Raw genomic sequence first — 12,850 nt, forward strand, 5'->3', positions numbered from 1 at the left:
AGGCGCCCACAATCTCATCTGCACTATATCCGCTCTATTCGTGAGCTTCTTGATCAAAGAACCATCCGATAAGTCCCCCACCGACTATCCCCCCAATCAATTTCAGAATGATACCAGAGATCAATCCGAATATCGCAATAATGATCCAGCCAGTAGTATCGTTCGAGGGATTTCCTTGGGATGACAATACAGCTATGTTAAGAAATGTCCCGACAATGACACCAATTATGGAAGAAGGAATCCCTCCAATTATTGCGACTAGTAGCCCATATTTTGCTCCATCTCTGCCTCCTTTCCTTCTCAGGTAACCGACTGTCGCGCCACCAGCGAACCCACCTCCCAAGGTGAAAATCCATCCAATGAGTACCCCCAGCGCTGGAATTACTACACCGAGCGAGATGAGAAATACGATTCCCGAGCCGATTAGTATGTCCCTTTGCCTACTCGTGATTCTGTCTAAGGCACCTGACGGGGATTGTTTATTTGCATGTGTATCTGAGCTCCAATCTTCACTTGTCATCTTCAACTACATTATCTTTTTCCTATATAAGATTTCTGAGTTTCGGAGAATACCTGCGTGACTATAGTCGCACGACCAGATCTCATCTGACGGTAGAGCGAATCAGAACTCCTACCGGAGTATATCAAAGACACCGCTCGCCTCGTACTGCCTCCCTGTCTGCCTTCCGGTCACTTCTCGTATCAACCCTGATCTGTCGAGTTCATCAACGGCTTTGTATACGGTCGGACGCGAGACGCCGAGAACATCTACCAAGTCGGGCGGAGCAAAGTACGGGTGTTGGAGCAATTGACGAGCGAGTTTGTCCGTCGCACTATCGCCATTGTAGCGTTCACTGTACTCGGCTTGCAGCTCATGCAACTCCCGTATGCGTTCGTACGTGTGTTCCGCTTGGGACCGAATCCCCTCAACGAAGAACTCGAACCATTCGTTCCACGCTCCCTCATCGCTGACAGCGCGCATTCTCTGGACATAGTCGTATTTGTTCTGATTGAGATACTCACTCTGGCAGATGTAGACACTCTCTGGGTAGCCTTCTTGCATCAGATACAGGATGGTGAGCAGTCGACCGAGACGACCGTTTCCATCCGAGAAGGGGTGGACTGTCTCGAAGAAGTAGTGGATAACTGCTGCATCGATGATCGCGTGGTGTGCCCCACCGGCCTGTGCGTAGGACGTCAGTGACTCTACTAATGGTTCAACGCTCTCTGGCGTAGGTGGAACAAACGAGCGTTGGCCGAGATCTGGACTTGGTAGGTGGACCATGTGGTCTCGGAAGTTACCGACGACGTCACCGTCGCTGCTGACACCGTCTAAAAGAACCTCGTGGAGTCGTTTGATCAGATCCGGTGTGATCGCTTCGTGTCTCCCTGTGTTGCCGGTAGCCAATGAGATTGCCTCCTCGCAGTTGACTGCCTCTCGGGTATCCTTCGGCACCGCAGGGGGGTCCGTATCGTCAGCATAGCGAGTACGGTACGCTTCGACATCGGTGAGGGTTACGTCCGCGCCCTCGATACGGGCTGATTCGACTGCTTCTATCCGACGCAATCTCGTGCATATTGAGTCAGAGAAATCGCTCGCGGAGAGAGCTCCGTCGACACGACCGAGTTGATGTGCAGCTTCGATGGCGAGTTCGTGTACCTCGTCGGTGATCTCGAGCCCAGATTCTACGGAGAGGGGCTCGGGGCGGAAATACGAATGAGGATGAGACGGTACGTATTCGCCCGGTGGCTCATGGGATGAATCCTCATTCTGCATAACGCGTACTCTTCGTACTATCGGATGGGACAAAGGTATTCTCGCGCGCGGGTTTTTTGCTCAACTGGTGTTCTGGACGGACGACAGAAGCGTTTTATCCCCAATATTCTACAAACCCCATATACTCTAGTAATGATGGTTGTTCTGGAGGAAGTTAACACAGAAGGGGAGAGGAGCAGTCCTGGCGATAGTAGTCAACGAACAACTCGCCCGATCTCGGGGTCAACATCGTTCAAGGAATGATGAAGCGGTCACGAGATACGATTTCGTCTTCGGTCTCTAATATGCGATTCGCGAGCGATCGAGAACACTTGAAACGTACTCTCCCCCCTCGATCCCGACCAAAATGTGGCCCGAGCGAAGTCATCAGTGATGACCGCCACGATCATTGTCCTCAGGTTCTCAACGTTCTGGACGACGGCTATGACGTTTAACCCTCCATACTTGAATGACGCGTAGTAACAACCCCGGTACTCAGTGGTCTAACTTTCTAATCTGAAATTGTCCATCAGACGGGAGCTGAATCGGCTATCCGTGTATCCACAACGAATCACTCACTCTGGATACTCCGCTGATGGACACTGGTCTGTTGCCCCCCCAATCCCAACTGGTCAGCTGTCAACCAGACCACGTCGCCTCCCCCGAGGCGACGTTCATCCTGCGACGACAGTTAGTCTGCCGTCGCTTACGTCTATTCCGACTACGCATCTCACTGCAACAGCGACGAGCGGAGAGTTCATACATGTTCCCTGTTAACGTCCACTGTGGAAATCGTGTGCCAGCAGTGTAGCTGGTCAGTGAGTGATTCGGGCGATCTGACGCCCTGTGAGTTCAACAGGCGGTCGATAGAGCACTTCGTAGAGACGGGCCATTCAGTCTGTAGTACCGACCATCATCCGAGAGAAAGGGGCTATTAGCTCCGACTACCTGATTATTTATTTCCGACGGTGGGGTATCGCAGTAGACTGTAACTGCTATACTCGTTCGGGGTGTGCGTGACTGCAGTATGCACACTCGTAGACTCGGTGCGGTTTTCTGGCGCACTTCTCGTTTTCCGGCTTCACGTTGTCTCGCCGTATCACCGGCGTAATCGTCAGCGATATCTCGTGCTCGCGTTCCCCTCCGCAGTTCGAGCAGTGTCTGAGTACCATTCCATCCCGTTCCGACCATTCGAGGTTTTCTTTTGACATCTTTATGCGGGGTTACTGCTGAGCGGTTGACCATCAGAAGCGATCGTTGGGAGAGACACGAACGCCATACGCTGGATACGGTGCATCAATCATCCACGGCCTCTGGAGCACGAACTGACCGACTGGATTCGTAATCAAATACCGCGTCTATCTTCTCGTCGCCGTTGTACTGGACGCTCTCGGCTCGATCATCGAAGTCGATAACACCGTAGTCAGCCAGTATCGGAAGGTGACGGTGGTGCAGGTCGATGGCGACGGCCTCTCTGTCCGGTGCCGACGACTGTCCCTCCCGTTCGGTTACGTAGTCGACGAGGTCGTCGAACGATGCAGTATCGTCGTCGCTGTTCCGAAAGTAGCCGAGGATGTGCCGTCGACGTTCGTCTGCGAGGCACCGGAACACCGAATCAGAGGTGGGATCTTCCATCCGCATCGTTCATCTCTGGTTCACTCGTCCGGTTCAACTACCTGCTTGACATATCTTCTCTGCCTCTCCCTACCGGATATGGAAAGCCATTTTAAGTAGAACTGATATCACGACTCGTTGGTCGACTCGAAATTCTCAGCGACGAGACCAATCAACGACTTTCGGAGGACTGTCTCGGCTCCACGCCGGACACGCTCGGAGGTGGCTTGCCTGCTGATGCCCAATTGATCGGCGATCTCGTCGAGTTTTATTTCTCGGGGGACCGAGAAGTAGCCCTCTTGGACGGCCATCGTCAACGCCTCTCGCTGTTCGGGCGTGAGACCGAAGCCGTATTCGGTTCGGGAGGCTTCGTCGGGGGCGTACACGCGGTCGATGTGAACGGGGTAGTTGTGGGCCTGATAGAACTGGTGGAACCGCGTCAGGTCGGCGTGGCTCCGGAAGCGAACGGTGAACGACCACTCGGAATTACCGTGGGCGTCCATGATCGCCCCGTTGTGCTCGCTGAGACCGTTCAGGAACGTTTCCTTGTCCGTCTCCCACTCGACGTAGTAGAGGACGCTCCCGCCGAGTCGCGTGACGGCCTCGAGGTGTTTGACCACCTCGCTGTCTCGAAGGTGTTGTTCGAACTGCTCGAACTCCTCTCCCGTCGCCCACAGGAAGGGGATACGGGATTCTCTGAGGGGGACGAGACGTTCGAGTTGGACCCGGACGTTCGGGTCCCCGCTCGTTGCCCGTCCGAACGGGAACGAATTCGAGGGAAGCGTAAACTCAAGTACGACGCTCATTGGGGCTTTTCCTCCGGGCAGTGAATGGGTGATGGACGGACAGGCTGTCCGACGATCGAGAGATACTGTTTGTTCTCTGAGTTGGATACGTGGGTACTGTCATACGTGACTGATGATGGTGCGGAACTAACATGCTGAATGATATGTTCCGCGTGACTGCCACGCGAGGAGAACGAGGAGACTGCCTCCTTGACCGGGTATCCCGGCTCAACGGCCCCTTCATCTTAGGGACGCGAACACAGAGTGCGGTAGTTCCGTTACTCAGATCTTCGTAACAGAGCCGGATAACGGTTTGGCTGAGTTACTTCGATCGGTATAGAGAATAGAGCTGTCACAGTTCCAAAGGGTGACGAGTTCTGCTCAATGTGTCATGATAGACCGAACCTCTAATCAATTCGTACGCGCTACTGAACAGCTGATTCGACAGAGATGATGTGGAACGCATCCCGTACTAATCCCACCACAGATTGGTCTGCGCAGAGGAGGAATTCTCGTGACGGCTGTCTCGAAGATGCTCAATGGGCGCCGACGAGGAACTCTGGTTCGACATCACTGATCCGTATCCGGGAGACACCTCTCGGGGAAATGTCGCATGCACCCCGAGACTGAGGAAACTACTGTCGAGGCTCACTCGTAATCCCTCGGACGTACAGTCGATAGCTAATTGAAATCGAAGTTATCAGATCGCTCAGCACTCGGAAGAAGTCGACCGGAACTCGTCGATATGGTCGTAGTAGTACGCGAGAGCGGTGTGGATATCACCAAGACTGAGGTAGGGGTACAACTGCGTGATTTCGTCGGGATCGTAGCCACAATGCACGTGGGCGATCGCGATGTCCTTCACTCGCACCCCCGTGCCTTCCATTGTCGGTGCGCCATTGCTGTGTTCTGGGTCCTGTACGATGCTCATGTGGCGAAGAGGAGAGACGTTGACTTGAAGCACGGGGTCACTGAGGACTTGCTCTCAGTGCAATTCGACGAAACTCTCGTCGGCCGAGATCTGGTTATTATCGGAAGACGTTTCGCCGAGAGTGGTCAATGAAAAGCCCGCTCAATCACTATTCAGGATTACTGAATCAGCGAACGGTATGAGGAGTAGTGAGGTGATCATGGGGGTGAATTCAGCTCTCTGTATCGTCTTCCCGGGACTCGTTTATGTCTGAGAGCTCCTCGAACAGTTTGTTGGCTTCCTCTTGGCGACGGGCGAGGCCGTAGCTCGTGGCTTCGCGACTCCGCTGGGCAGCATTCACGAACTCGTCGATGTCGCCCTCGTAGGTACCGATACTGTGTCGCCAGTCCGATGTCACCTCCGCTATAATTCGCTTGACGGCGTCGCTGAAGCTCTCATCGTCTCGCCTCTCCGCTTTGAGGAGGTCGTACGCCTCGTCATCGAGCTCGATCCTATTCGTCCCCATGGTAGTGGATAAATTGTGATGGTATACCAAAATAGAATCGGCGACGCGGTTTTTGAGTCTACGAGATCAACCCGAACGATATCGTCTTCCTGATTGTGGATTAAATGGGGGACTTGCTCCCAGTGCAATCCGACGAATCTCTCGTCGGTTGAGATCAGCACTGCTCCGTGTGAATTCTCGCGCGCGCTATTTTCCCGATGTCGAGTTGTTGATCGGGCGATAGCAGGCTCGTAGCTGTGGAATTTTACCCGCTCCATATACTCTATCAGAGGAGTTGTCTACGACGGAGTTGCTCATGTGGGGTTGCTGCCGAAGGAGATGGTTCGAGTTGTGTCTCTATTCTCCGTGGTAGAGGTGATGGATACTAACTGGTTTCCTGAGCGGATGTCTTGCGTGTTCTCACTCCCCCCTCTTCTGTGATAACTTTCCTCTGATGTTACAGACAGTACTTCGCTGTCCCAGTTGTCTCCAATGGGAAACCTCCCAAGTCGAGAGGATGAACTATCAGACAACCAGTGACTCGGCGCCAACAGATCCGCATCAGTCGGCGCAGACAGGGCCGGCTTCTACAGTGATAGAGTCGAGTCGGAGACGACCACTTCGCTCGTTTCGACGTCACCGTCGCGCCCCTTCGTATCTGGTTCGAGCTCGAATCGAACAACGTTGCCAGCTCCGATATCAGTCTCGTTTGTTCGTTCCCACCCAATCACCTCTCCAGCTGGATTATAGACCTTCGCGACCACTTCGACATAGTCAAGCGATCCGTCTCGCTGGTTCTGAACCTGCCCTCGAACGAGTACTTGGGACTCTGACGACCGAAGTTCAACACCGGACAATGTTACTCCGTCCGGGTCCAACGTAGTGGCCAGAGCCACGTTTCCAACGCTCACCTCGAAGTCGTCGATCACGCTGTAGTCGTCGACATCAATCGATGGGTCGATACGCGCAGACCATGTCTCGCCCACACCGAGAGTCTGGACGTAGCCCTCACTGGAAGCAAGGTATTCGCCGGCATCGTTGAGCCAGTCCACAGTGACCGGGAGTCGTTTGGTGGGAGATTCGCCGTCGTTCGTCACGAGCACGCCGGCCATCGGTCTCGTCTCATATCCCGTGTCGACCTCGACTAGACTCGTCTCACCGATTGTAATGTCTGGCTGGGGGACGACGACGTCGTACGACCATTCAGTGTCGTAGTCGACTAATCGGAATTGGAGCTGATACGCTTGATCGAAGCTGACGTCGTCCGACGTGAACTTTCCTGTCTCACCGGGGGCGACGTCTTCGATCTGGAAGGAGCCGATTTCCTCCCAGCGAGTCGCGTCGGCGGTGCTGAGCTCAACGGTCGTCTCGAAGGTTCCTGCTTGATCGCCTGTGTTTCGGATGCGAACGGTGAAGTTGTGTTCCTCACCCGCTTGGACCTGGTCGGGAGCATCGACACCGATGACCTCGAATGACGCAGATCCTCCTTCTGATGCCTGGGTCGAGGTAGACTCTTCCTGGGTCGTCTCCGTGTTCTCATTACCCTCGGTGGCACCATCCGAGTTGTTCGTGCCACCCGCGCATCCTGATATGCTAATAATACCCACAGTTAGAGCCAGATAGCTTCGACGTCGCATTCATGAACCGAAGAAGTGTCATCTGATTAACTTTGGTGTTCCAACAATAGGATGTGTGCGCACAGGTGAATCCTGAGACTGATGGAACTGAACACTCAACGATCGGCTCACAGAACACCAGATTTCTCGGTGGTGGGAGTCCACCAAGCTCCGTGTGTTCCGATTAGTTCAGTGGATGTGGGCACGAAACAACTCTTCAGTAGAGTCGTACGCCTTGAGTGGCTGATTTATCTCACCTCTCGTACCGTCATCTGGACACCACTGATAGTATGTCAGTATAAGGTTTCCAGTCCTTATCTACACGTCGCAGCGACCGCCTTTCGAAACACTTCCCATTCCTCAGACAATATTTGATATCGTTAAAAAGATTGAATATTTCACACCTCCTGAGAGTTCTGTATGGATCCCTACGAGGAAATAACGCTCTGGTTTACAATCGAAGACGATTACGAGGTTGAACTCCCCGAAACGGGAGACACGAAGCCAGCAGTGAGAATGGGAGATCTCGGGTTGTTCTTTTTCAAATATGCCGGCCTCGTCGGTGCAGCGGACGAGATGCTCTCAGGGAATGAAGAGATGGAATCGTATGTATTTGAGGTTCTCCAGCAGATTACGCCAGGGGAGATTACAGAATTTCAAGTGCCGGATGACTTTGAAGAGAAACTCCATGAGTGGGGTGTCATTGATGCATTCAGAGGCCGACCCGAGAGTTTCGCTACTTCTGCTTCCATGAGCCTCCAGTATCTCAACAAGCCAAATTTCATCGATTGTGGTGCCCTGACTGGTCCGATTGCCATTCTTATTTTCTCCCTACTCCTGAAAAACGTGGGTGGGGGCAACATAACGGAGACGACGTTAATTGAGCGGGATACCAAGGGGAACGTCACGAAGACCGAAACCCGAAAACGGGGTATCTGGTTGGGGAAAGAAGAAGAGACTCCACCTCTTTCGGACCTCCTCGCAGTGATCAATGAACTGTCGGGAGGAGACATCTGCGAGTAGCACCGACAAGGCATTAACCTCCACTGAGCGAACGGGCTCTTCGGGTTACGGGGCTCCACCCTCACCCGTGACACAACTCCAGCGGAAAACCCACAGAGAATGCTCGTCTTGCCACAGCCAACAGTGCCATCCAACGGACATCCGTTGGTTCCTGGTTAAGTACAGCGCCGTGACTACTAATTGAGTAGTGGGAGTCGGTACGGCCACACCGAGCAGTACCTGCGCTCCCACAGTCAATATGTCTGATCCGAAATTTAGCACCATCCATATCCAACGAACAGATCTTCAGGATCTCGATGACTACGCCAAGAGGGAGTTCGGGACCACTGATATCCCGTACCGCGTGATCGTCCAGCACCTCCTCGCCGAACATGTGGAGTAAATTCTGGTCCACGGCAGAGGAACCGGCGTACGATGTCACTCTCAACTTCGCTGGAGCCTGCCGGGATAATTCGGGCCCCAGCTCGTATGGACTCGTACTCCAACGCTCGGGGGAGAGAACTACGTATTCTGGTGAGCTCGGAGTCTCAACGAGTAGCGGGGCAGAGTTCCGAGCACTGATTTTCGGATTGAAGAAGGTGCTCGTCGGGGGTGCATCACATCTCCAGGTGCGAGGCAGCTCCGAGGTTGTTCTGAGGCCACTCCAGGGAGAGTACCAGATGCCAGACGGTCCTCTCTGGAGAGATTACTACTGCGCGAACTGGCTCATTCGACAGCTCGACGACGTTGAGATCACCTGCGTTCCTGCTCATCTCAACAGGGAGGCGACGAGACTAGCCGAAGATGCGCTAGACGATCACTTCTAAATGACACAATTAACTCCTTGCTTCGGATAGATAGAGTCACAATTCTTCTGTTCGGGAGTATTGGCGGGGAAATGATGTTGACCTGCAGTGTTTCTGAATCAACTGGACGCTATCTGTCTTCTGTGTAGTCAGATTCGTCACTCCCATCCTCTGCTTGATTTGATGAGTAATCGTGCTGAGTCTCTTTTTTTATACAGCAACTTTTTCAGGGACGAATGTCCCGGTAGTACCTCTCCGAGAAAATATGAGTATCTGCTGCTACGATTTTGCCCATGGGTTTCCACGGAGAACCTCTGTAAAGTCGCATATATACTCGGTTAACGCAGAGGGAGAGAAACGTGCTCACGTTAACTAACGCGGGCCCAATCTAATACTGATCGTTGAGGCAGGCGTCGTAGCGCATCTGCCCAACTTGGTGTTGTAGCTCTACGCTTGACTCGTTGACGTGGCTCAGTATGCCTCGAATACGCGACGATGCGCAGCCAGGGTAGTTCTCCTCGTCGCTCATGGTGTCTCCATTCGGTGCCCGCGACCATGGAAGTATCGCCGGCAACGGCCACCATCGCGTGGTCTGCGGGGCACAGGAACACTAAGGCACGACGAGTACAGTCTCATCTATGGGTTCGGGAAGCATCGATATCGGCGAGTTTGAATCCGCTAGCGAGGACGAATTCCGGTCAGCGTCAGGTACTGAAGATGTGATCACATTTCTAAATGAGCATCGCGATCGGGCATGGACAGCGAGCGAGCTCGCATCGCGTACCGAGCTCGATCCCGACTCCGTGAGGACGATTCTGTGGCGCCTGAAGGAGCGAGATTTAGTCAGGTACAAGGAACCGTATTGGGCGCTCACGGATGATACCGATCGACTCAGTAACGCGTATTACCTCCACAAGACCACTGAGCGTCTCAATCGTCGATATGGGACGGAGAATCTCAAGGAGTGGATGACCGAGGATTCTAGATCAATAGAGGACTGAGTTCAGGTGCAGTAGCAAGCGTGTGAATAGCACTCGTGCGCCAGTCATCTAAAATATTATCTCTCCATCTCACCAACGATTGGATGAGTCGTGTCCGGGGAATGTTCTCCGGGGACGACTAATACAGCCCTCAGGTTCGACGATCCCCTTCCGATACTTCGCCTGGTCAGTCGTGTACACGACTAGCCGAGGCTATGTCGGGTAGGAGACCGCGTTGGCTCGAGGGCATAACCGTCTATGATGAAGAAAATCCCAACAAAACAATCGGAAACCGAGAAGCAGAGCAACGAAAACACCACAGGTACCCTCCATTTCGATGGTGGATCGCGGTTAAATTCTACATCCGCTGCGTACGGATTTGTGTTAGAGATCGGTTCGACATTAGTTGAGGAATCAGAACACATCGGTCACGGAACGAACAACCAGGCGGAGTATGCGGGACTCGTAGCAGGACTCAGCAAGGCACGTGAGATGGGCGTCACCAAAATACATGCCTTCGGAGATTCTGAACTAATTGTAAAACAGGTAACAGGCGAATACGCAGCGAAACATGAGAATATTCGCCCCCTGTACGAACGAGCAAAGGAGCTCATCCCTGAGTTTGACGAGTTTACGATAGAACACCTTTACCGGGACGAAAACTGCCGAGCGGATAAATTAACCAAGCAAGAGCTCGATTAGCCAACGCAACTCAGAGATGTTCAGTACACCCATCTTTACTGAGTAGGCTACTCACGAGCGTCTCCTTCTATTCACGGGTAGTGGAGGCCGAGTAGACGATCTGTGAGAAAGTGGTGGATCGGGCAATTTATTTGGGAGATTTCATTTAGTAATGGCAATAGTCTAACTGAATGAACGGAGTTAATTCACCCTCATACAAGATTTGTACTAAAATCTTAATACGTCCTCGTTCCTGGATCTGGATGAGTCACTGGGAATGATTCCCAGCACGACTATCAAAAGCCCTCGGGTCCGACGCCCTCCAACTCGGCGATTCCACTGAGATCCCTTATGACCTCCAGCGGATGCGCTGTCAAGCGGTGTCACCAGAGGCAAAGAATGCCAAATGAAAGCAATAAATTACTTTCCCGACATGCGGAAGTACCGACGTGCGAGCAACCAAGCAGAACGAAAACCGGTCGAGAAAACTCGGTATCTGCCACTGGAGAGCAAGTACGCTGCTTCCATGTCGAACCCCGGGTTTGGGGCGACCACTGAGAGTCTCGAAGGATATCCAGACGGAGTCGAATTTCTGCCGAGGATAGCCTTTCGCGAGCCTGCGACAACGCTGTATGCGAGAGACGCTCCAGAGGACCTCGAAGATCTGTATAATCGTCTCTGGAAGCATCAGCACGGTCGCCTCGCTACCCCGAGGTTCAAGATCTCCAGCGAGGTGGAAAAGGGGCTCATGGTCGATTCAACAGAGGAGGAGAAATATCTCCGCATCCGGCCTCTACTGGACTTGGTACCGCAGTGCCGACGGTACGCCGTTATCCGTCGGTTTCAGCGGGCAAATCTACGTCGTTTCAGCGCTCACTACGGGGGCAACGAAGGTGCCTTCATCGGTGCTGCCATCATCGAGATGTACGACGATCTGGAGTCGTTCCTGAACGCTGAGTCGGATCTACACGATCGCGCAAGAGAATACTGGGACGTCTACCAGCCGGAGCGCGATGAAAATGACGAGAGGAAAAAGTACATTCCAGAGCTCGAGGATCTGGCGGAGTTCGCTTTCGAGGTGTGGGGTGACGAGGAATGAGTGCCCCAGCAGAACCAGCTGACCGTTACGTCGTCACAAATCCTGATCGCATCCCCGTAGAGTTGCGTGAGAGGAAAGAGTGGCTCGTCGCGCGAGTCACCGAGAACGGGAAGCCACCACTCGCCCCAAACGGCGGTGATTCGTGGAACGACACGTCTCAATCGCTCTTAGAGTTCGACGACGCATATGAACTGACCTGCGAGATCGCGCAGTCCGGGCGGATTGATACTGATGCTGGTGAACGGGTAGCACTTGCATACCGGCTCACTGCCGGTGACCCGTATACTGGAATCGACATCGACGATATCGAGGACATCACTCTCGTTTCCGGTCTGATCGAGAAGTTTTCCACCGGATACATCGAGAAGTCCGTCTCAGAGAACGCTCACATCATCGTGAGAGCCTCAATCCCCGAAGTGACTGGTGGTAAGTATTCACTGTCGGATGTGGATGGTGCTACAGTGGAGCTGTACGACCGGAACCGCTATCTCGTCTTCACCGGTGACGTAGTTCGCTCGGCCTTACCCATCGGCGATGGTCAGGAAGAGATGGATGCACTCGTCGACGAACTAACGGCGAAAAACCAGAGCCGAAGAAGAACTCACTCCTCCCCTACGAGGGGCGGTCCGAAGCAAACGAGCTCAATCACCGACATCGGGAAGCGGTCTGCTCGGTGGTATGCTCAGGGTTCAACCCGATCGAGCACTGACCGACCAACTGCGGACGAGGTTGTAGCCACAGCCAGAGAGTACGACCATGGATTTGACTCCCTCTGGCGCGGTCAGACGTCTGGGTATGAGACTCAGTCAAATGCAGACATGGCTCTCGCTACCAAGCTCGCGTTCTGGTGCAAAGGAGATGAGTCGCTGATGGACGAGTGCTTCCGTCAGAGCGATTTCTACGGCTGCCGAGGTCAAGAAATCCCGAAGTGGGATGCAGTGCGCAAGAGCTCCGGTGATACCTACGGAGATCTTACGCTTCGAGAGGCGAGGCGACTCAATGCAGGGAGATACCAAGGGTCGTACCTTCGTCAGTAATCATGTCTATCGTTGTCGTAACCAGGGATATGCCAGTCTGCAATAGATTTAATATTCTA

Annotated in this window: 13 protein-coding genes; 5 read left to right on the plus strand and 8 right to left on the minus strand. The window is 53.3% G+C overall.

Going from position 1 to position 12,850, the window contains the following annotated elements; all coding sequences use genetic code 11:
* Positions 1–34: 34 nt before the first annotated feature.
* The 8 genes from NDI76_RS11545 to NDI76_RS11575 form a co-directional block, all read right to left on the minus strand.
* On the minus strand, positions 35–520 hold the full coding sequence (locus tag NDI76_RS11545) for a DUF5518 domain-containing protein (protein ID WP_310924228.1): 486 nt from the start codon (positions 518–520) through the stop codon (positions 35–37).
* Between the two features lie 111 nt (positions 521–631).
* Positions 632–1,777: a Fic family protein gene (locus NDI76_RS11550; protein WP_310924229.1), complete on the minus strand. Its 1,146-nt coding sequence runs from the start codon at positions 1,775–1,777 to the stop codon at positions 632–634.
* A gap of 974 nt (positions 1,778–2,751) precedes the next feature.
* The gene (locus NDI76_RS22820) at positions 2,752–2,967 is read right to left on the minus strand and encodes a DUF7835 family putative zinc beta-ribbon protein (protein ID WP_484494587.1); all 216 of its coding nucleotides are present in this window, start codon (positions 2,965–2,967) and stop codon (positions 2,752–2,754) included.
* An 85-nt stretch (positions 2,968–3,052) separates the two neighbouring features.
* A complete protein-coding gene (locus NDI76_RS11555) occupies positions 3,053–3,391 on the minus strand; it encodes a DUF7344 domain-containing protein (RefSeq protein ID WP_310924230.1) in 339 nt (112 codons plus the stop codon).
* A 107-nt stretch (positions 3,392–3,498) separates the two neighbouring features.
* Positions 3,499–4,176, minus strand: coding sequence for a helix-turn-helix domain-containing protein (locus NDI76_RS11560; protein WP_310924231.1), 678 nt, complete (start codon positions 4,174–4,176; stop codon positions 3,499–3,501).
* A gap of 688 nt (positions 4,177–4,864) precedes the next feature.
* Positions 4,865–5,086 carry a DUF433 domain-containing protein gene (locus NDI76_RS11565; protein ID WP_310924232.1) on the minus strand — a complete coding sequence of 74 codons (222 nt, stop codon included), beginning with the start codon at positions 5,084–5,086 and terminating at the stop codon, positions 4,865–4,867.
* Between the two features lie 211 nt (positions 5,087–5,297).
* Complete coding sequence (locus NDI76_RS11570; protein ID WP_310924233.1) at positions 5,298–5,591, minus strand: antitoxin VapB family protein; 294 nt, start codon at positions 5,589–5,591, stop codon at positions 5,298–5,300.
* Between the two features lie 566 nt (positions 5,592–6,157).
* Positions 6,158–7,207: an FxLYD domain-containing protein gene (locus tag NDI76_RS11575; RefSeq protein ID WP_310924234.1), complete on the minus strand. Its 1,050-nt coding sequence runs from the start codon at positions 7,205–7,207 to the stop codon at positions 6,158–6,160.
* A gap of 399 nt (positions 7,208–7,606) precedes the next feature.
* On the opposite strand from NDI76_RS11575, the gene NDI76_RS11580 reads away from it, so the two are divergent.
* The 5 genes from NDI76_RS11580 to NDI76_RS11600 all read left to right on the plus strand — a co-directional run bounded on the left by NDI76_RS11580 (position 7,607) and on the right by NDI76_RS11600 (position 12,791).
* Positions 7,607–8,209 carry a hypothetical protein gene (locus NDI76_RS11580; protein WP_310924235.1) on the plus strand — a complete coding sequence of 201 codons (603 nt, stop codon included), beginning with the start codon at positions 7,607–7,609 and terminating at the stop codon, positions 8,207–8,209.
* 371 nt (positions 8,210–8,580) lie between these two features.
* Positions 8,581–9,015 carry a ribonuclease HI family protein gene (locus tag NDI76_RS22610; protein WP_425498359.1) on the plus strand — a complete coding sequence of 145 codons (435 nt, stop codon included), beginning with the start codon at positions 8,581–8,583 and terminating at the stop codon, positions 9,013–9,015.
* 1,217 nt (positions 9,016–10,232) lie between these two features.
* Positions 10,233–10,676 carry a ribonuclease HI family protein gene (locus tag NDI76_RS11590; RefSeq protein WP_310924237.1) on the plus strand — a complete coding sequence of 148 codons (444 nt, stop codon included), beginning with the start codon at positions 10,233–10,235 and terminating at the stop codon, positions 10,674–10,676.
* A 412-nt stretch (positions 10,677–11,088) separates the two neighbouring features.
* The gene (locus tag NDI76_RS11595) at positions 11,089–11,754 is read left to right on the plus strand and encodes a Rossmann-fold NAD(P)-binding domain-containing protein (protein WP_310924238.1); all 666 of its coding nucleotides are present in this window, start codon (positions 11,089–11,091) and stop codon (positions 11,752–11,754) included.
* Positions 11,751–12,791: a phage NrS-1 polymerase family protein gene (locus NDI76_RS11600; protein ID WP_310924240.1), complete on the plus strand. Its 1,041-nt coding sequence runs from the start codon at positions 11,751–11,753 to the stop codon at positions 12,789–12,791. The genes NDI76_RS11595 and NDI76_RS11600 overlap by 4 nt, the downstream gene beginning before the upstream one ends.
* Positions 12,792–12,850 lie beyond the last annotated feature (59 nt).

Source organism: Halogeometricum sp. S1BR25-6 (genome assembly GCF_031624495.1).
Classification (GTDB): domain Archaea; phylum Halobacteriota; class Halobacteria; order Halobacteriales; family Haloferacaceae; genus Halogeometricum; species Halogeometricum salsisoli.

Coding starts and splice junctions, on each gene's coding strand:
- NDI76_RS11575 (WP_310924234.1), bottom strand. CDS start 7,207: ATGCGACGTCGAAGCTATCTGGCTCTAACTGTGGGTATTATTAGCATA.
- NDI76_RS11590 (WP_310924237.1), top strand. CDS start 10,233: ATGATGAAGAAAATCCCAACAAAACAATCGGAAACCGAGAAGCAGAGC.
- NDI76_RS11550 (WP_310924229.1), bottom strand. CDS start 1,777: ATGCAGAATGAGGATTCATCCCATGAGCCACCGGGCGAATACGTACCG.
- NDI76_RS11560 (WP_310924231.1), bottom strand. CDS start 4,176: ATGAGCGTCGTACTTGAGTTTACGCTTCCCTCGAATTCGTTCCCGTTC.
- NDI76_RS22820 (WP_484494587.1), bottom strand. CDS start 2,967: ATGTCAAAAGAAAACCTCGAATGGTCGGAACGGGATGGAATGGTACTC.
- NDI76_RS11565 (WP_310924232.1), bottom strand. CDS start 5,086: ATGAGCATCGTACAGGACCCAGAACACAGCAATGGCGCACCGACAATG.
- NDI76_RS11580 (WP_310924235.1), top strand. CDS start 7,607: ATGGATCCCTACGAGGAAATAACGCTCTGGTTTACAATCGAAGACGAT.
- NDI76_RS11545 (WP_310924228.1), bottom strand. CDS start 520: ATGACAAGTGAAGATTGGAGCTCAGATACACATGCAAATAAACAATCC.
- NDI76_RS11600 (WP_310924240.1), top strand. CDS start 11,751: ATGAGTGCCCCAGCAGAACCAGCTGACCGTTACGTCGTCACAAATCCT.
- NDI76_RS11595 (WP_310924238.1), top strand. CDS start 11,089: ATGCGGAAGTACCGACGTGCGAGCAACCAAGCAGAACGAAAACCGGTC.
- NDI76_RS11555 (WP_310924230.1), bottom strand. CDS start 3,391: ATGGAAGATCCCACCTCTGATTCGGTGTTCCGGTGCCTCGCAGACGAA.
- NDI76_RS11570 (WP_310924233.1), bottom strand. CDS start 5,591: ATGGGGACGAATAGGATCGAGCTCGATGACGAGGCGTACGACCTCCTC.
- NDI76_RS22610 (WP_425498359.1), top strand. CDS start 8,581: ATGTGGAGTAAATTCTGGTCCACGGCAGAGGAACCGGCGTACGATGTC.